The sequence below is a fragment of the Agarivorans sp. QJM3NY_30 genome, assembly GCF_050870855.2.
Classification (GTDB): domain Bacteria; phylum Pseudomonadota; class Gammaproteobacteria; order Enterobacterales; family Celerinatantimonadaceae; genus Agarivorans.
Map to the genome: position 1 here is coordinate 1,815,076 of NZ_CP194038.2, position 19,675 is coordinate 1,834,750.

The window sequence follows — 19,675 nt, forward strand, 5'->3', positions numbered from 1 at the left end:
TAGTAATAACTATTTATTATCAAAATACTGGTTTATTAAAAGTAAATATTTGTTTCTTTTGTGAGCAGTTATTACATTTAGATAAGATGACAAAAATAGCAATAAGGTTTTTGACAAAAACATTAAATAGGTGTTGTGGATCACTTTCTATTGTTTAGTTGTGTGGACTTAGTCGCAGTATATTGAAGGGAGAAATATGCTTTTATAAGGAATAAAGTCAGCAATTTGATATGCTGACTTTAAGTGATTGATGGTTAGTTGGGTAGGCTTAGCTTGCCGATTTGGCAATCAGCAAGTCGCCATGTAAGGCGACAAATTTATCGTACAACTGCTCTTCGCTTTCGACATAAGCTGGGTTAACGCTGATGCAGTCGATAGGACAAACAGCGATGCAAGTTGGCTGTTCATAGTGGCCTTTGCATTCGGTACAACGCGCAGGATCAATGACTGTCATCCTGCCATCGTAGGAGATGGCCTGATTCGGGCATTCTGGCTCACACATGTCACAGTTGATGCATTTTTTGCTAATTTGTAGCGCCATGCTTAACCTTTGGCGCTTGCTGTTTGATGAGGGTTACGGGTATTTTGCCCTGATTGTAGATTGCGCATCAACAATGCATGCGCTAAGTCTACATTTTCGGGAACTGGCAAAAACACGGTATGTCCGCTGCCTTTTGCATCATCGATGAGCTCACCTTTTTTATTTTCAAGATGCTCCAGTTTGAAGCTCAGGTTCCCTTGAGGGGTCATCAACTCGAGCGTATCACCTAAGATGAATTTATTTTTTACGGTGACTTCGGCCAAACCATTCGGATTGCGTCCGGCCACTTCGCCAACAAATTGTTGGCTATCACTGATTGAATAACCGTAGTCGTAATTTTGATACTCGTCGTGAGTATGACGACGCAAGAAGCCTTCGGTGTAACCACGATGGGCTAAGTTTTCTAAGGTGCCCATTAAATTTGGGTCGAATGGCTTACCAGCCACCGCATCATTGATCGCCTGACGATAGACTTGGGCGGTGCGAGCACAGTAGTAGAAAGATTTGGTTCGGCCTTCAATTTTAAGTGAGTGCACACCCATTTTTGTTAAACGTTCGACGTGTTGAATCGCCCGTAAATCTTTCGAGTTCATAATGTAAGTGCCATGCTCGTCTTCAAAGGCGGGCATATACTCGTTGGGGCGCCCTTGCTCTTGGAGTAAGAAGACTTGGTCGCTGGGTGCGCCTGCGCCTAAGGTCGGCTCTACGATTTGCGGCTGAGCGGCGATAATGTCACCCACTTCGTTTTCTTTGGCTTCGTGAGCGTTATATTTCCAACGGCAGGAGTTGGTGCACGTTCCTTGATTGGGGTCGCGTTTGTTAATGTAGCCTGATAACAAGCAGCGGCCAGAGTAGGCCATGCAGAGGGCACCATGGACAAAAACTTCTAATTCCATCTCTGGAACTTTCATCCGAATTTCTTCGATTTCGTCTAAGGATAGCTCGCGGGACAAAATTACTCGTTCAACCCCTTGCTGTTGCCAGAACTTCACCGTTGCCCAGTTGATCGCATTCGCCTGAACTGAGAGATGGATGGTTTGTTCAGGAAAAGCTTCTCGCACCATCATGATCATACCAGGATCCGACATAATGAGAGCATCGGGTTGCATCGCGATGACGGGTTCAATGTCACGTAAATAGGTTTTTAGTTTGGCGTTATGCGGCGCGATGTTACTTACCACATAGAGCTTTTTAGCTTGCTGGTGTGCTTCGTTAATCGCCAGTTCAAGGTTCTCATGATTAAATTCGTTATTACGTACGCGTAATGAGTAACGAGGTTGGCCTGCATAAACAGCATCAGCGCCGTAGGCAAAAGCGTAACGCATATTTTTTAGGGTGCCAGCAGGTGACAGTAATTCTGGTTTGAACATCAAAGCTCCGGGTCTGAGTCGAATCATTGAGAATGGCTGCGAGCAGCACAATAAGGGCGCGCATTTTACGCTTTGCTAAAGGGGCTTGCAATGGCTTTGTATGAAAAATCACCAACCATTAAGTAACTACTTGAAAGTATGTTAATGGTTGGTGAAATAGGTAAGTTTAAATGAGGACTTAGCTGGTTAATTCGCCGCCTAGGGCTGCAATGAGATCAGGGATCATTTTACTGAGTTCGCCGCTGGTCAGGGCAAAGTCGGCATCGAAGCGTGCCGCTACATCGCTTTTGTCGATGTCTTCATTTTGTTCGGTGATGGTATCGGTGAACTTCACACCTTTGATACTCATATCTTCACTGAGGATAAAACGTATTGATTCAGCCCAAGTTAGTTCTAGTTTAGTTACAAATTTATCGGCATCTAAATGCACTTTAATTTCGTCACTGAATAAGTCTTGTTCTTTACAGCGAATAATACCACCACCTTCTAGGGCGCTACGTAACTCGGCTTCTTCGCCCAATTCAAAATTAGCCGGAACCAGCTTTTCGTTTAACCAGTCGGTCATGGTGACATCGGCTTGGTTTGCTAACTTAATTGGTGTCACAGGTAAGCTGCCTAAGGATTTACGCAATAGCGAGACGACTTCTTCGGCTTTCTTTACGCTACCCGCATCAACCGCAATTAAGTCGTTTTCTGGACTAATCCAAGCGTAAGTTAAATTGGTTCTGGAAAAGGCTCGAGGTAATAAGCTCAGTATAATTTCTTCTTTCAACGCATCTTTTTCGGCTTTTTTAAGCGGGCGTTGTTGCTCTTGTTCAATAAGTTCAATTTTATCTTGTAAGGTATCGCGGATCACCGAAGCAGGGAGCATTTTTTCTTCTTTCTTGGCGCATACCAAGTATTCGTTCCCGACAACATGAATCAAACTTTGACCGAATTTACCCATGGGGGCTACCCAACCAAACTTGCTTAGGTCTTGGCTTCCGCAAGGGCTAAAGCTTAGCTCGTCTAAGGTAGCGTCTAGCTTTTCTGGTTCGAGTTCCAGTTCTTTGGTGATTCGAAACAACATTAGATTTTTAAACCACATAACGGATTGGCTCTTTGTCAAATAAGGGGCGCTATTCTAACAAAACTACCGCACTTGTCAGTGGCCATTTTCGTTTTTTTAGTTTGAGCTTTGACTTGCAAGACGCAATGATTGATTTTGTTGTCGTCGCGGATCCAGATTTGAACAGTTTGTTAATGATTTGTGATCTGAATCGAGATCTCGCACATGAAATAGGAGCTGACTCACATCGGCATGGCGCACGATTATCCATACTCAAAATCCACTTATTCAGTTGTGAATGCCTAAATGACATTTTCCAAGTTTGCTTCGACTTTAAGCTTACGCCAAGCCAAAACCTCCGACAGCGATGAGATTAGTGATATTTGGCTGGCGGCAAGTTTACGAGCGCATGACTTTTTGCCGAGTAGATATTGGTGGGAGCGGCAAGAGGCCTTACAACGTTTGTATCAATACGAATCGGAAGTGTGGGTGGCCGAAGTGTCTCAGCAGGTGTGTGGTTTTTTAGTTTTGGTACAGCATCAGTTGATTGCTTTGTTTGTCAGCCCGCATTGGCAGGGCAAAGGGATTGGCTCTCAGTTACTGGCGTTGGCAAAACGTCTTCGTTCGCATCTTCAGTTACATTTGTTTGTCGACAACGTAGCGGCTTATCAGTTCTATTTACGGCATCGTTTTCAAGTATTGCGTTACCGGTCCGAGCGTTATACTGGCTATCCCTTGGTACATATGGGATTTGGAGCTTACCCTAAAATGAGCGCCAGGGCTTAAGTCCTGGCGCTTGATCGCATTTTGCCGAACTTACTTGCCGTAAAGATTTTCAAAGCAGTAGTTGGTTGCGTCAACGAAACCTTCGACACTGCCGCAATCAAAGCGTTTACCTTTAAATTTATAAGCCATGACACAGCCGTTTTGGGCTTGAGTTAACAGTGCGTCGGTTAACTGAATTTCCCCATTTTTACCGGCGGGGGTATCGCGTAATAAATGAAATATGTCTGGGGTGAGAATATAGCGACCGATCACCGCTAAATTGGATGGCTCCTCGCCCAATGGTGGTTTTTCGACCATCGACGTCACTCGAAATAAATCATCTCGTAAGGCTTCGCCTTCGATCACGCCATATTTATGGGCCTCTTCTTTTGGTACTTCCATAACGGCGATAATCGAACAGCGGAATTGTTGATATAGTTTTGCCATTTGCGCAAGAACACCACCGTCATCACCAAAACATAAATCATCGGCTAACACTACGGCGAAAGGTTCTTGACCAATTAAAGTCTCACCACATAACACGGCATGTCCCAGGCCCATCATTTTTTTCTGGCGGGTATAGGTACAATTAACATTATCGACTAGGTGACGAATTTCTTTGAGGTAGGCTTCTTTACTGGTGCCGGCGATTTCATTTTCGAGCTCGTAACTGATGTCGAAATGATCGGCGATGGCACGCTTGCCTCGGCCTGTGATAAATGCCATATCACTCATACCCGCAGCAACGGCTTCTTCGACGCCATATTGAACCAGGGGTTTGTTAACGATGGGAAGCATTTCTTTAGGCATTGATTTAGTGGCCGGTAAAAAGCGGGTTCCATAGCCTGCTACCGGAAATAGACATTTCTTTATCATGGACATAGCAACTCCTTGTATCCTTTCAACGAGGCTCGTTTCAAGCCTAAGCTTAGTGTTATTGAATATCTAAGGTAAACGCAGCAAGAGCGATGCCAGTGTCGTTGCGCATGCTCGTTAAGCGTTTGTTTTAGAATTGTTTTATATGAATTCACTTGGTTTGGCCAGAGACTTCCAATGATTCAATTGCACTGCTTTAGTGCATATTTATCGGCTGAACCAAAATAATGCATTAAAACGGGACAAAGGGCACTAAGTAAAGATAATTATTTTTTATGTTAATAGTCGTTGGTTGTTTATTGATTGTTTTTTATATATGAAACAACGTATTACATCGGTTTTAGTTAACCGGGATTGATTATTTACGATTGGCACGTTACTTGGAGAGTTATATTCAAATACGTACAATGTTGATCACTGAGGGCTGTCTATGCAAAAACTCGAACACCTATTACAGCAAATTTTTGGTGATTCTGTACCTGAGTCGCTGGGCCATGACATTGGCTTAAAGATAGAAGCGGCTAAATCCACCTTTCCTCGTTATCAATCATGGTCGGAACAAGATCTGATTTTGATCAGTTATGGGGACAGTGTGTTGACTGAAGGCCTATTACCTTTGTCAAGTTTGCATCGGTTTTTAGGTGATTATTTAGAAGGACTGATTAGCGCCGTTCATATATTGCCTTTCTTTCCGTTTAGCTCCGACGATGGATTTTCGGTGATTGATTATTATCAAGTCAACTATAGCCTGGGGGATTGGCAAGATGTTGCGGCGCTCAATCAGGACTTTGAGTTGATGTTTGATTTGGTGATGAATCACTGTTCCAGACAGAGCCTTTGGTTTAATGATTTTGTAAATGGTTCGGGGGAAGGGAAAGATTATTTTATCGAGTCTGATCCCTCGCTGGATTATAGTGAAGTGACTCGGCCGCGCACTAATCCTTTAATTGTTGATGTTTATACTAGAAAAGGCTTAAAGCATGTTTGGGCCACCTTTAGTGATGATCAAATTGATTTAGATTTTTCAAATCCAAAGGTGCTATTAGCTTTTATCGATATTTTTATTTACTACTTAAATAAAGGTGGGCGGTTTATCCGTTTGGATGCGGTGGCTTTTGTTTGGAAACAACTCGGTACTAATTGCATTCACCTCCCGCAGACCCACGCGATTGTTAAGTTGCTACGTTGGGTGATGCAACAACTCGATCCAAACTTAGTCTTAATCACCGAAACTAACGTCCCTCACCAAGAGAATATTAGTTATTTTGGTGCCGGAGATGAGGCTCATCTGGTCTATCAATTTGCTTTACCCCCTTTACTGTTACACGCTTTAAATCGTGGTAACGGACACTATTTAACGGCGTGGGCTCGTGATTTAGCGGCATTGCCAGAAGGCTGTAGTTATTTTAATTTTGTCGCCTCTCATGACGGTATCGGTGTTCGGGCGGTGGAACAGATTATTCCGAAACATGAAATTTCCGATTTGGCGGAGTCGGTGCACAACTTTGGTGGTTTTGTCAGCATGAAATCTAATGGTGATGGCACTCAAAATCCCTATGAACTAAATATTTCTTTATTTGATGCCTTGCAGGGAACTCGTACGGGCTCCGATCAGTGGCAGGTTGAGCGGTTTTTATGTAGTCAGATGGTGTTGTTAAGTTTACAAGGGATCCCGGGGATTTATATTCATAGCTTAACGGCGACCGCTAATGATCATTTACTGGTGGAGCAGACTGGGCGCACTCGTTCGATTAATCGTCATCGTTGGCAGCGTCAAGAGTTTGAAGATTTATTAGCTCAAGGGCATAGTGCGCAAGCTCAGGTGTTTCATCGTTATCGCGATCTGTTGGCTTTGCGTAAGTCGATCGCAGCCTTTAACCCGCAAGCGGCTCAGCGCGTTTATGATTGTGGCGATGCTGTATTTGTGCTGCAACGAGGTTTAGCGCCAAATGGAGGTGTATCTTTGTCACACGAAGCGCTATTAGCAGTCTTTAACCTCACAAAATATCCGCAGCATCTTGATCACTGTGCTCAGTTGCCACAGGCCTACTTAGGGGAATGTGAAGACTTACTTAGTGAAGAGCGGCTTAACTTAGTGGACTATAAACTGAAGCCTTATCAAGTATTGTGGTTATGCCCAGTGACAGATTAAGTATATTGGTTTACGCCTTATAAAAAAACTCGGCCTTGATGCCGAGTTTTTTATTTCAGAATTGGATATTCGGCTTAGCAGTTGTCTGCTTCAACCGCTTCATAGAGGCGTTCTAAAAAGTCAGGAGCTGCGCTTTGTACACGGTTCCAACTTGGGATGAATGGTGTCGCAGAGGGATTATCGAGGAAGGTTTCTCCTGCTGCCATAATTGCCTTGGCAAACAGTTCTACAGCGTCTTCTTCAGCATGGCGGTCAAGGGTTAAACCGTTAATCAGTGCATCGCTGTGGTAATTTTCGATAAAGTCTAAGGCCATTCGATAATAAGTCGCTTTTAAAGTGCGTAGCTTACCAGGACTAAAAGTGTGCCCTTGGGTGGCGAGCTTTCTAATCACCGCTTTACTGATATCGGTGGCCATCTTAGCAAGACCCGTATCTAGGTTGTCGATGCTGAGTTCTTGGTGCTTATGGTCATAAACATCGGCAATATCCACCTGACAAATGCGATTGGTCGAATGATTACGGAAGACTTCCGATAATACGCCAATTTCTAAACCCCAGTCGGAGGGAATACGAATGTCATTAATTACATCTGATTGCATGGAGAACTCTCCAGCCAGAGAGTAACGGAAGCTATCAAGATATTCTAAGTAGTCATCATAACCTTCTATTTTTTTGAGCGCTTTCAATAAAGGCGTGACCAACAAACGCGCAACGCGACCATTTAATTTTCCATCGGCATGACGCGCATAAAAACCTTTACAGAATTCGTAGTTAAATAGCGGGTTGGCAACCGGATACATGAGTCGTGCGAGCATGCTTCGATCGTAGGTAATAATGTCACAGTCGTGCAAACCAATCGCTTTACTCTTACCCGACGCTAGGGCGTAGCCAAAGCAATACCATACATTCCGTCCCTTTCCGGCCTCTTTTGGAGCTAAGTTGAGTTCGGCTAGTTGCGAGTCGAGGGCTCGCAGGCGCGGGCCGTCGTTCCAAAGGATACGTACATGTTGTGGCAGCTCAGCAAAATAGTTCTTGGCAAAGGCAAATTGCTCTTCGGTGGCGCAGTCTAAGCCAATGATTATCTCGCTGAGGTAGGGTACTTTCGCTAGTTCTGCCACAATCGTGGCGAGGGCTGGTCGCTCTAATTCAGAAAACAAAGAGGGGAGTACCAGACTCATTGGCCGAACCTTGGAAAAAGCCATCAACTCTTGTTCTAGCTCTTCTAGTGGGCGGTCAGTTAAGTTGTGTAAGGTCGTTACAATACCGTTTTGATAAAAATCAGCCATGGTTATGCTCCAGTTAAAAAAGAATGTAAAACTTGTTGTATCATTTTGTGCCAACCATAGGGCCCTGGGTGTGGGGCTAAACTGCAGTTAGGATGGTCTATATAAAGGGCGGGGGCGTGTTTGCGTGGAATTATCACTGCCAAGTCGGCTTGTTCTAACATACTGCGATCGTTTTCGCTGTCACCGAGCGCGAGATTAAAGAAACGATGTTGGTAGTACTGTTGGTAATGTTGATTTAACCAGCGCATCGCGTCGGCTTTGTCTAGGCGAGCCTTGATATGTAAAAAGCGTCCTCCTTTGATCACCGCTAAATTGTGTGCTTCCAATTTTTTTATAAATAATTCAAGTTGCTCTGGGCTGTCATTCCATAATACCGGTTCAGAGGCCATGCGTTGCTTGGCCAGTTGCGCCTCGTATTTATTGAGACCAGTGTGTAGTTGTACCTCTTCTGCATTCATATCATTAAAGCCCTGAAAGCGAAATTGGCAACGTTGGCGAAGTACGCTTAAGTATTGGCAAATGTCGGGGTAGCTAGGGCCAAATATTTTAATATTCCATTGTTGCTTGCCTACATTGAGGGGACTTAAGTCATCAATTTGTAAAGGGCTGTGCGAAGGGATACATATGGCAGAGCCATTTTCGACCACGAAGGGCTGTTCAATTCCCAGTTTCTTTTGAAGTTCTAAGGCTTCCATTAAGGTTTTACTGGTATTAAAAATCACTGGAATGTTCAGTAGCTTGAGTTGTTTCAAGCTGGGCTGCGCGGGTTCGAAGCTATAAGAATCGTGGTCGAGTAAGGTGCCATCTAAATCGGTAAACACGAGTAGGTTGCTTGCATTAATTTGCAACTCTGCTGGAGATAGTTGTTTGGCTAAATACGGCATATGGCCTCAATATCGATGAATGATACATTTATTTATTAGAAGCAGGAGCAATGCCACAGTCGCTAAGTGCTACCTTAGTCAATAGATAAAATCTCTAATTATCATAAATTTACCATGATTTATTATGCCCTTTAGTCACTGAAGCTTGAGATTTGTTTTGCATTGTTTTGGTGCAAAGCTTTGCTAATATTTAGGTGAAGCCCTTTATTGGTGCGAATATATATTTGTTGGGTGGTTTGACTTACACTGACTGCTGTCATAAATCTGTCATTAATACGTCGCATAATTGCCACAGTTTCTTAGATCGAGATAAAAGTAATGCCAAGGAAGATACTTGTTGTAGAAGATGAAGCTCCAATTCGTGAAATGCTTTGTTTTGTATTAGAGCAACACGGTTATGAGCCAATTGAAGCTGCGGACTATGAGCAAGCGATAGCACAGTTAACTGAACCTTATCCAGAGCTGGTATTACTGGACTGGATGTTACCCGGTGGTAGTGGGATTTCTATTATTAAACATATGCGTCGCCATGACTTAACGCGCCAGATCCCCGTGATTATGTTAACCGCGAAAGGTGAAGAAGAAGATAAGGTTCAAGGTTTAGAAGCGGGCGCTGATGACTATCTTACCAAGCCTTTTTCTCCCAAGGAATTGATGGCGAGAGTGAAGGCAGTGATCCGTCGTATTTCACCGACATCTTTAGAAGAAACCATTGAAGTTCAAGGTTTACGTTTAGATCCAGTTTCACATCGAGTGAGTGTCGAAAATGAACCCTTGGATATGGGGCCTACAGAGTTTAAGCTATTGCACTTCTTTATGACTCACCCCGAGCGTGTTTATAGCAGAGAACAACTGCTAAATAATGTGTGGGGAACTAACGTGTACGTAGAAGATCGGACGGTTGATGTGCATATTCGTCGCTTACGTAAGGCTATAGGCCTACAAGGCTATGATCGTTTGATTCAAACCGTTCGAGGTTCTGGGTATCGTTTTTCAACTAGAGTGAAATAATACGAATGTTTGTGCCTTTTTCTTGGCAACGAGTAGTGTGGCGGGTCGCGTTGGTGTACTCGCCTTTATTCGTTTTGGGGATACTCACCGGGTATATTCTTGAGCTGAGTTTGTTATCGGCGGTGATCCATATTATATGGATGTATAGCCAGCAGCATAAGTTGCTTGATTGGTTGTACAATCAGCGCAAGCTGTCCCCGCCTCATGGCTCAGGGAGCTGGGAGCCTGTTTTTCACGGCATTTATAATATGCTGAAGCGACGTTTAGGCCGCGAGCGGGAACTTGCTCAGTTGATGAAGTATTTTCGTCTCGGTGCCGAAGCTTTGCCAGATGCGATTGTCGTGATCAATCAAGATGGCGCCATCTTGTGGTGTAATCAATTAGCGCAAGGAATGTTGGGTCTAAAGTGGCCTGCCGATGCAGGCCAGCATTTAACAAATTTGGTGAGAACACCGAGTTTCGTGAATTACTTGCGTAAAGGTCGCTTTAAGCAACCCTTAGAAATCGTGAGCCCAGTGCAGGCTGGTGTATGGTTAGAGTTTCGGGCGATGCCCTATAGTCAGCAGCAGTTATTGCTGGTGGTTCGGGATGTTAGTCAACTGCGTCAATTAGAAAAAATGCGTAAGCGTTTTGTTTCTAACGTGAGCCATGAGTTGCGTACTCCGCTCACCGTGTTACGGGGTTACTTGGAAATGCTCGATCAAGAGCAGGTTGATCCTATGATATGGGGGAAAGCTCGTAATACGATGCTGGACCAAAGCGCTCGGATGGAAAATCTGGTCAATCAATTGCTGACTTTAGCTAAAATCGAATCGGCCTCGGTTGAGGATAGTCTTGAACCGATTAACTTTTCCGAAATGGTCCGTAATTTAGAAATGGATGCCAGTGGTCTCGCTAAGGATAAACAGCTGGATTTTGATTTTAATATTGAAGCTAATATTAAGATTAAAGGAGAACGCGAACAGTTACGTAGCGCCTGTGGTAATTTACTTGGTAATGCCATTAAGTACTGTACTGAACCGGGACGGGTAGAGGTAAGCTTGTCTTTGGTGCCTCAGGGGGCTTTGTTTTTAGTGAAGGATTCAGGGCCAGGTATTGCACCAAAACACCTGCAGCGTCTTACCGAACGATTTTATCGGGTAGATAAAGCTCGCTCCAGAGATACCGGCGGAGCAGGCCTTGGTTTATCCATCGTAAAGCATGCATTGCAACATCATGATAGCGAACTTAACATCAAGAGCCGATTAAATCAGGGGAGCTCTTTTAGTTTCATTATTCCGCGAAAACTCTTTATAAAGTCTTAGTTATTGATTCGGCCGAGCGGTATGTTCGGCCTTAGTAAGCCCCAAAAGCGACTGATGCTGTCGCAGCTTGCATCGATAACGAGTGCTAAGATATTTGTAATTTCCCTATTATTCTTTTCATCTCAGGCTTGTGTTTGGCGACTTGCTTAAGCCAAATTCGAAGTCATTCGTATCGTCAACTGATCCTTAGATAGATGGTCTGTTTAAATCTTGGGAGCCAAAATTGTTCAAACACCATTTCAGTGAGAGCCGTGAAAGATTAAATGACGCTATTAATGTACTTGAACGGCGCCATTTTGAGTTGAAGTTGGTAGAACAAAGTAAAAGAAAAGCGAGACGGGCGCGGTCGTTACGCAGGCATCCGGTATTTGAACCTCGACCGTCTATAGTTTTTTCGCGAGTAATGGCTTAGCGAACAAGGTTTTTCTGATGTTTCATCAAAAGTTCAATTTTAAAGGCAGCGCTGCAGTTGATGAACGTGGTATCAAAAACGGAAAACTCATTCCTGCTATTTGGTGACCAAAATATTGTAGCGTGTTGTTGTTCATTAGCGATGATAACAGCGTCTGTGTGTGTGGTGAGATCCCTCTTTAATTTAGCGAATGCTGATTTGATTGTGGGCAAGGCCGACCGTTGGTTAGTGTTTAAATTGCCTAATCGATCTCCATTATTGATGGATATTTGCCGATATCAGTCCGCCGGAATGACGATTAAGACCCCGTTAAATATAGCTAAACAGGGGATTTTATAAAAAAATTGTTTTGACATATAAATGTCACATAGTCGAAATATAATCGTCATCGAATTCACCAATACTACATGACGAAAATAACTTAACGCGTCATTTATGGAGATAAAGATGACATTGAAAAAACTTGTAAGTGCAGTAGCTATTTCTGCTTCGTTGTTAACCACTAGCGTACTTGCAGCTGGCCTGGACGCCACGCTTCCGGAATACCATAAAACGACAGGTATTTCTGGTAACCTTTCATCTGTAGGTTCTGATACTTTAGCAAACATGATGACGCTATGGGCGGAAGAATTTAAGCGTGAATACCCAAATGTAAATGTACAAATTCAAGCGGCGGGTTCTTCTACTGCTCCTCCTGCGCTGACTGAAGGTACATCACAGTTTGGCCCGATGAGTCGCCAAATGAAGAGCAAAGAAGTTGAAGCGTTTGAGAAGAAATACGGTTATAAGCCAACTAAAGTACGTGTTGCAATCGATGCTCTCGCCGTATTTGTACATAAAGATAACCCGATTAAAGGTTTAAGTTTGGCGCAGGTTGATGCTATTTTTTCTTCAACCCTAAAATGTGGTGAAAATGGTGCTGCTGAGCGCTGGGGCGAAGTTGGTCTAGATGGCTCGTGGGCTGATAAAGACATTCAATTATTTGGTCGTAACTCAGTGTCGGGTACCTATGGTTACTTTAAGAAGAAAGCCTTATGTAAAGGTGACTTCAAAAACTCGGTGAACGAGCAACCTGGTTCTGCTTCTGTGGTTCAATCGGTATCTTCATCTTTGAATGCCATTGGTTATTCAGGTATCGGTTACAAGACTTCAGGTGTTAAAGCGGTCGCACTTGCTAAGAAAGGCACTGATTACATAGCCGCTAGCTTAGACAACGCAGCTACTGGTAAATACCCATTGTCTCGTTTCTTATACGTTTACGTGAACAAGCACCCTAACAAGCCTTTAGCCCCAATGGAGCGCGAGTTCCTTAAAATGATTCTGTCTAAAACTGGACAGCAGATTGTTGCTAAAGACGGTTATGTACCACTACCTTCTAAAGTTGTGTTATCTGATTTAGAAAAAGTTGGTATTAAGCTTTAATAATTAAAGCTTAAAGCGACCCTCGCTTCGGCGGGGGTTTTTACGTTTAGGCCTTCAAACATTTTGATGACTAAGTTGAGCGGGGTAACTGGTTCTCGTTCATGTATTTTGGCAAGGACTGATAGCCCTCAGTTCAATAGCTCTGTTAAGCGCTTGCTCTTTGGTTTACCACCGCACCAATCAACTTGCATGAGGAGCCATCAGCGTTAGCTGCAGGGTAAGCATCAAACTTTGTATTTAGCACCGCCGCATCATATTTAAGACTCCTCGCAAAGTCAGGAGCAAATAACAGCATTTGCTAGCAAGAAAATCTAAGCTTCGAAAGAAACATAAGGCGCAAGCTGTATCTTGAGTTCAGATGGTCGCTATTCCTCATGATGCTTGACCATGAGTGATAGTTGGATCGGCGATGAACTGGATCCAAAGCGTTTAAAATACTGAATGGCTAAGCTTGAAATCCTTCTCAGCCGAGGATCTTGGCGAATATACAGATTAACTAAATTGTCACTTGATGTGTGACCCAGATCACTATAGATTGTTATTGTGACTTGAGTCACAAATACGCTTAAATCACTAGGTATTTTAAATCCTGAGGAGAAAGACCATGTTTGATTATTTTGGTGTACTTTATTCATCGTATTACTTTACGAAAGCTGATGACTTTAACTACTATTGCGAAACTCGCAAGGACATTCACCGTTAAGCAATTTTGTAGGTAACGCTATGTACTATCGTCCGATTATTGGTTCAGCATTGTTAACTATTGTTTGTTTCGGATACCTTGGACAATTTAAACAACAGCAGAGATAAATGGAATGAGTCAAGCTAGCCCGAATGCCTAAATCACTTTGGTTTTTTAGGCATTTTTTATGCGTAATCCAAAATAATCGCTGATGCTTCCCCCCAACATTTTTATTTCCAAAAATTCAAAATACTTCTTGCAATGTGATCTGTATCACATTATATTTTAACTGTGACTTGGGTCACACTTTATTAATATTTAGGAGAAAGATTATGTTTGATTATTTTGGTTCTTTATACGCAAATTACTACTTCACTAAAGTCCATGGTTTTAGCTCAACGGAAGAAAAAAATATTCACCGTTAATCCTCACATTTGAACATGTGGGCTTAGCACTTAACTTGTCGCCTGAGGCGATGAAGTGATAGTCAACTGAGCGAGACTGAATCATGGGTCAAATGTTTTAAAATGCCTGATAGCTTAAACGCATCGGGCATTTTCCATTTTTACTCCTAAGCTGCTTATATTCCCTCTGTTTTATCTTCCTAGACCGCATATTTTTAAGCCGAATCAAACAACGTCATTGATAAATTATTTATACTATGCACTAATTTTTTATTAATGAGAGTATTCATTTTGTCTATTCAACCACAAATTCTCGAAGCAATTCCTAGTTATGCGAGTTGTTTGCGATTGAGCCTGGTCGACTCTCAGTCGCTGAAAGCCTGTCTGGGCAATATTGCCAAGGTATATTCGAAGGAAGATAGCCTTGTTGGTCTAGGTGCTCCTTTGTTAGCACTGCTAAATATAGATGTTCCCGGTTTGAAGTCAGTTGCTAGTATTCAGGGAATACGGCGTAGTAGTCCTGCGAATCAAGATGATTTGTGGCTGCGAGTGAGTGGCAAAGATCCAGGCCAAGTGATGTTACGAGTAAACCAGTGGCTGGCAGTGTTAACACCAACTTTTGCGGTTAATGAGCAGTTGGAGGGCTTTCGCCATGATGGAGGAAGAGACTTAAGCGGTTACGAAGACGGTACCGAAAACCCTGATCAAGAGCAGGCACCGAATGTTGTTGCCTTAGCAGGAGAGAAGGGGATCGCAGGCTCCTCGATGCTTGCAGTACAAAAATGGCAACATCAACTACAACACTTTCATCATCTACCGAGTGAGCATCAGGACAACATTATTGGCCGGCGTAAGCATGATAATGTCGAGTTTCCTGAGTCACCAAGCTATGCTCATGTTCGGCGTACAGCCCAAGAAAGCTTTACTCCAGAAGCATTTATGTTACGCCGCAGTCTCCCTTGGATACAGGGTCAGCAGTGTGGGCTTAATTTTATTTGCTTTGCCAATAGCTTTTATCCTTTTGAAGCACAACTTAAACGGATGTTGGGCTGCGAAGACGGTATCGAGGATGGCTTATTTCAGTTTAGTCGCCCACTCACTACCAGCTATTATTGGTGCCCACCGGTTGATGAACAAGTTCTCGACTTAAGGATCTTAAAGCTCTAACTTAGTGCTCTAGTATCGTCTGGTATAGGCTCATCCCACGCGCTTGATAATTTGCGAGAGCGCTGGGGTGGTCTAAATCACAAGTATGCACCCAGACTTTATTTGCCTGCCATTGCCAGGCAGTTTGCAGACAGCGGGTGAGTAAATCCCCGCCTAGCCCCTGTCCTAAATAATCTGCAGTTAAGCCAAAATATGCGATTTCAACACTGTTGTCTGAGTGTTTATGTAGTTCAAAATAACCTGCTAACAGTCCCTTAATATAAGCCCCAAAGGTGCGTAGCTGATTACTTTCGATGTAATCAAGCCATTGTTGTTCAGACCAAGCTAATTTGTCGTTCCATTGCCAGTTTTGACCCACGGCAATATAAAATTCTCGGCTTTTTTGTGCCTGTTGTTCGATGATTTCTTGTACCGATAAATGTTCGTTCATCGGCTTAGCTGATAATTGGCTGAGGCTGAGTTGTTGTAAATAGTATACTTTACTGCTCATTGTCATAAAAAATGAAGGAATGATGAATCCAGTCTAACATGATGTTTTCACTATCCGTAATCACACCATATTTAATAAGTGATTAATTTATAGGTTAATTTATCAGTGTAATGAATGCGATACATGGTGTCAGGTATTTTTACAGACGAAGCTATTGCATTTCGCTTTGTGTTATCAAGCTGTTGATTTTTTAGGTTGATTGTTACTGGCTTGGTTTATGCATTTACAACCCTAAGCAAGCATCATGTTGTTCACTGATTTAGCGGTGCACTATATAAGTGAGTAACTGATTTCATTATAGAGGGCATTATGTTGATCAAATTAATAAAATTAGCTTTTGTCATACTTATTGTTGGTTATTCCAGTTGGGGTTCGGCTGCGCCGGTGACCAGCTACGTTCCTTCCGGAACATGCAATACCAATAACGTGGTGCTTCGCTCCATGATGTTATCAGGGGGAAGCGAAGAACTGCTTTCAAGTGCTCATTCGGCGAGTTCATGCTTAGTGTTTGCTGGTAATGATGATGGTCATGCCAATGATCCTATAGTAAATATTGGTCAAAAAAATGATGGATTGTTGAATACTCGCTATGGTGCTTCTAACGACTTGTTCTTTATTGAGCCTGAGGATTTACAAAATCTAGATAATCAGCCTTTAGGTGTTGCCGATGACCCAGGTTGGATCCACTTAGCGAGCGTAAATGCTGATATGCAAGTTAATTATGATCAAGCGGGTCCCATCGTCCCTGGAGGCTTGTCTTTATCGATCGATGACTTATTGAATATGACTTTTAACTGCGTGGCTGGTCGTCGTGGAGAGTGTACCTCGGTAAATTGGGTTATCGAAACCGACCCTGGCATTATTGGTGATGTTAGCCAGTTGTTAGGTGCGGCAAGCTTTGATCACTTGGCTTTTTCGATCAAAGTAGCAAAAGGCTTTATTATTTATGATTTCGATTTTATTGATATTTTTCAACAAGAATTAGCGAATGACCCGGCTTCAAGTTTGAATTTCCAGACGCCTTACAAATTGTCAGGGTCTTTAGATACCGATGATTTTGAGAATCCTCAAGGTAACAGTACACAAGCTATTTCGCATCTGAATGTATGGGCTCGTGACCCCGCAGATCCAACACAAGTGATGGAGCCTAGTTCATTTGGTATTTTGGTTATTGCTCTACTGGGATTGATGATTGCGCGAATATCTCGTAAATCAATGTTGGTTCGTTGGTAAATGAAAGCTAATGATAAACGCTTTGCTTGATGCAGCTTGATCTTATGAAATTTTAGTTGAGCGAGATTTAAAATCTTATCAAGCCGTGCATACTTGGCGTGTAGTGCTGGTTCAGCTTCTGCGCGGTTAAACAAGCCTGATAAATGTATGTTCAAGCTTCAGATGGGTCTGCTGGTGTGGCTGATTGATTGTAGTGAGGTAGCCGTTTTATCGATATTAATGATTACCGTGGTTGCCTTTATTCAAGTGGTCATGCTTGAGCGATAAAGCGAGCGTTTATTCATCAAATTGAATGCTTGGTGCGTTTGTTAGCTGCCCCGAACTACTTATCGATGTGGACTGATTGGTTCTGCTCGGTTTGATTCAGCGGTGCGACGAGGCGGTAACGCTGCAGTTGATGAGGTTTTTTGTATGGCATGCCATCATGTGTTGGTTCATTTTGTCAGGTATTGAGGCAGTTGTTGGTGAACAGAGGCTGGTGATGACTTGCCCGCCGATAACTCAGGCAGGCAAGTTGGTTTTGAACCATTTAAGTGATGGTCTCATTATCCTCATCAATTATCCGACGAAGCGGCCTCGATTCAATCGCTTTGAAGTAATCGAGAGTCCATAATTGAGAACGAATTTTACGACGATTTCCTCTGGGAACATAACTATTGAGCTGTTGAGCGTCGATGATGCGCGCTTTGGTGGTGTCAGCAAATTGTAGTTCTAATAAGTCGATGACTCGTTGTTTGAGTGTTTCATCATAAATAGGGACGCCGACCTCGACTCGTTCTTCGATGTTGCGAGTCATCCAGTCGAAGGAGGCAATGAAGACTTGATTTTCCCCGCCATGGTAGAAATTAAATACCCGAGGATGTTCTAGGAAACGATCGACGATACTAATGATGTGAATGTTTTCACTCACGCCTTCTAATCCCGGAACCAGAGAGCACATGCCCCGAATAATCATCTTTATTTTAACCCCAGCCTTACTTGCCGCATAGAGCCGGGTAATGATTCCTTTGTCCACGAGGTTGTTCACTTTAATCGTAATCGCGGCGGGGTTTCCTGCATTGGCTTGGTTGATCTCATAGTCAATAAGGCTAAATAGCCGACGCCGAGTATCGTTGGGCGATACGATTAAATGCTGAAACTTAAAACGTCGATAAGGCTGTTGAATAAACCGAAAAACATTATCGATTTCTTGGCCAATCTCTTGGTTTTTGGTGAAAAGAGCGAAATCGGTATATATTTTGGCAGTTTTTTCATGAAAATTACCGGTACCAATATGGCTATAATAGACTCGTTGGTCGCCTTCTTTGCGTGTAATGAGCAACAGTTTGGAATGTACTTTCAGAGAAGGAACTCCGAAAACCACCTTAACCCCGGCATCGGTCAGTAGCTGAGCCCATTCAATGTTTGCTCCCTCATCGAAACGAGCCCGTAGCTCAATGACAACGGTGACGCGTTTACCATTGTTGGCTGCGTCAATGATTGAGTTCATCAAGTGCGACTTTTTGGCGACTCGATAAATATTAATCTTGATACTACTCACTTTAGGATCAAAAGATGCCTGGCGGACAAACTCTGAAATGTAACGAAACTTGTGGTAGGGGTAATAGAGTAAAATATCCCGCGCTGTAATTGCGTCGAATACCGTATCAAATTGGTCGAAATCGCGACAATTTAACGCGGACATCTTTTTGTTTTCTAGGTACTTACGCCCCACGTTAGGAAAGCCGATGAAGTCTTTAAAATTGTGGTAACGACTGCCGCCGACACTGTGGTCTAGCTTAGAAATATGTAGCATATTACTTAAGCGTTTAATCATGCTGCTCGGCATATCCCGATCATAGACAAAGCGCACCGGCTCTGCGGTTAGGCGCTGTTTGATCCCTTCCGACATTTTTTCGAGTAGACTCTGGTCCACTTCATCATTTAAGTCATACTCGGCATCACGGGTCATCTTAATCGAGTAGGCGGCGGCACTATCGTATTCGTAAAACCCACGTAATAAATCGTCGAGACAAAAACGAATAATATTATCCAAAATAATCATTGTTTTACGGGTTCTTCCTCCATCGGGAGGAAGCACCACAAAGCGTGGTAAATTATCTGTAGGAATTTCAATAAGTAAATGGTTTTCCTGCTTAGCATTTTTCACTTCGACGGCTAAATAGGTATATTCATCTTTCAGGAAGCGAACCAAATCGGTCCTTTTGGTCAATACGATTGGCGTAATGTGGCGCAACACCTTATCTTTAAAGTATTTTCTGACCCAATTTTGATGGTTTTCACTGAGTTGGTCTTCGTTGATCAAGAAAATATTTCGTCGCGCTAAGGTAAGAATGATTTCTCGGTAAGTATCATCAAAATCTTGTTGAAGTTCTGCCAACTTAGTTTGAACGTCGTTAAGAAGCTGGATTGAACCGTCATCTTTTTGCTTTAGTTCATTTAAGATAATACGGCGTTTTAGCGCGGCCACCCGCACCTTGAAAAATTCATCCTGATTGTTTGAAAAAATCCCTAAAAATCGCACTCGTTCAATGATTGGAACGGAATTATCTTGTGCTTCTTGCAATACTCGTTGGTTAAACGAAAGCCAGCTTAACTCTTTCTCTATATATAGACTGTCGCTCATTT

General features: G+C 43.0%; 15 protein-coding genes. 7 read left to right on the plus strand and 8 right to left on the minus strand.

Annotated features, from left to right (window positions below):
- Positions 1–268: 268 nt before the first annotated feature.
- From ACRRSX_RS08370 to rdgC, 3 genes are all read right to left on the minus strand, one after another.
- Entirely contained in the window at positions 269–541 is a 273-nt protein-coding gene (locus ACRRSX_RS08370) for a YfhL family 4Fe-4S dicluster ferredoxin (protein WP_432453664.1), read from the minus strand.
- Positions 542–543: 2 nt separating this feature from the next.
- Positions 544–1,911 carry a prephenate-dependent tRNA uridine(34) hydroxylase TrhP gene (gene trhP / locus ACRRSX_RS08375; protein ID WP_432453663.1) on the minus strand — a complete coding sequence of 456 codons (1,368 nt, stop codon included), beginning with the start codon at positions 1,909–1,911 and terminating at the stop codon, positions 544–546.
- Positions 1,912–2,089: 178 nt separating this feature from the next.
- Positions 2,090–2,998 (minus strand): recombination-associated protein RdgC, encoded by a 909-nt coding sequence (rdgC, locus tag ACRRSX_RS08380; RefSeq protein WP_432453662.1) that lies wholly within the window; start codon positions 2,996–2,998, stop codon positions 2,090–2,092.
- Between the two features lie 267 nt (positions 2,999–3,265).
- Between rdgC and ACRRSX_RS08385 the strand changes: the two genes are divergently transcribed.
- Positions 3,266–3,745 carry a GNAT family N-acetyltransferase gene (locus ACRRSX_RS08385; RefSeq protein WP_432453661.1) on the plus strand — a complete coding sequence of 160 codons (480 nt, stop codon included), beginning with the start codon at positions 3,266–3,268 and terminating at the stop codon, positions 3,743–3,745.
- A 30-nt stretch (positions 3,746–3,775) separates the two neighbouring features.
- Here the strand turns inward: ACRRSX_RS08385 and galU are convergent, their stop codons facing one another.
- Complete coding sequence (gene galU, locus ACRRSX_RS08390; RefSeq protein WP_432453660.1) at positions 3,776–4,600, minus strand: UTP--glucose-1-phosphate uridylyltransferase GalU; 825 nt, start codon at positions 4,598–4,600, stop codon at positions 3,776–3,778.
- A 430-nt stretch (positions 4,601–5,030) separates the two neighbouring features.
- On the opposite strand from galU, the gene ACRRSX_RS08395 reads away from it, so the two are divergent.
- Positions 5,031–6,752: a sugar phosphorylase gene (locus ACRRSX_RS08395; protein ID WP_432453659.1), complete on the plus strand. Its 1,722-nt coding sequence runs from the start codon at positions 5,031–5,033 to the stop codon at positions 6,750–6,752.
- A 74-nt stretch (positions 6,753–6,826) separates the two neighbouring features.
- Here ACRRSX_RS08395 and ACRRSX_RS08400 read toward each other — a convergent pair whose 3' ends face one another.
- Together ACRRSX_RS08400 and ACRRSX_RS08405 are read right to left on the minus strand one after the other, a co-directional pair.
- Positions 6,827–8,038, minus strand: a complete 1,212-nt coding sequence (locus tag ACRRSX_RS08400; RefSeq protein ID WP_432453658.1) for a glycosyl transferase — start codon at positions 8,036–8,038, stop codon at positions 6,827–6,829.
- A 2-nt stretch (positions 8,039–8,040) separates the two neighbouring features.
- Positions 8,041–8,922 carry an HAD-IIB family hydrolase gene (locus tag ACRRSX_RS08405; RefSeq protein WP_432453657.1) on the minus strand — a complete coding sequence of 294 codons (882 nt, stop codon included), beginning with the start codon at positions 8,920–8,922 and terminating at the stop codon, positions 8,041–8,043.
- Between the two features lie 318 nt (positions 8,923–9,240).
- On the opposite strand from ACRRSX_RS08405, the gene phoB reads away from it, so the two are divergent.
- From phoB to ACRRSX_RS08425, 4 genes are all read left to right on the plus strand, one after another.
- Positions 9,241–9,933 carry a phosphate regulon transcriptional regulator PhoB gene (gene phoB, locus ACRRSX_RS08410; protein ID WP_432453656.1) on the plus strand — a complete coding sequence of 231 codons (693 nt, stop codon included), beginning with the start codon at positions 9,241–9,243 and terminating at the stop codon, positions 9,931–9,933.
- A 5-nt stretch (positions 9,934–9,938) separates the two neighbouring features.
- Complete coding sequence (gene phoR / locus ACRRSX_RS08415) at positions 9,939–11,237, plus strand: phosphate regulon sensor histidine kinase PhoR (protein ID WP_432453655.1); 1,299 nt, start codon at positions 9,939–9,941, stop codon at positions 11,235–11,237.
- Between the two features lie 859 nt (positions 11,238–12,096).
- Complete coding sequence (locus ACRRSX_RS08420; protein WP_432453654.1) at positions 12,097–13,071, plus strand: PstS family phosphate ABC transporter substrate-binding protein; 975 nt, start codon at positions 12,097–12,099, stop codon at positions 13,069–13,071.
- Between the two features lie 1,377 nt (positions 13,072–14,448).
- Entirely contained in the window at positions 14,449–15,324 is an 876-nt protein-coding gene (locus tag ACRRSX_RS08425; RefSeq protein WP_432453653.1) for a Dyp-type peroxidase, read from the plus strand.
- Between the two features lies 1 nt (position 15,325).
- Here the strand turns inward: ACRRSX_RS08425 and ACRRSX_RS08430 are convergent, their stop codons facing one another.
- Positions 15,326–15,814, minus strand: coding sequence for a GNAT family N-acetyltransferase (locus ACRRSX_RS08430; RefSeq protein WP_432453652.1), 489 nt, complete (start codon positions 15,812–15,814; stop codon positions 15,326–15,328).
- Positions 15,815–16,123: 309 nt separating this feature from the next.
- On the opposite strand from ACRRSX_RS08430, the gene ACRRSX_RS08435 reads away from it, so the two are divergent.
- The gene (locus tag ACRRSX_RS08435; protein WP_432453651.1) at positions 16,124–17,047 is read left to right on the plus strand and encodes a hypothetical protein; all 924 of its coding nucleotides are present in this window, start codon (positions 16,124–16,126) and stop codon (positions 17,045–17,047) included.
- Between the two features lie 529 nt (positions 17,048–17,576).
- Here ACRRSX_RS08435 and ppk1 read toward each other — a convergent pair.
- Positions 17,577–19,673: a polyphosphate kinase 1 gene (ppk1, locus tag ACRRSX_RS08440; protein WP_432453650.1), complete on the minus strand. Its 2,097-nt coding sequence runs from the start codon at positions 19,671–19,673 to the stop codon at positions 17,577–17,579.
- Between the last annotated feature and the right edge of the window lie 2 nt (positions 19,674–19,675).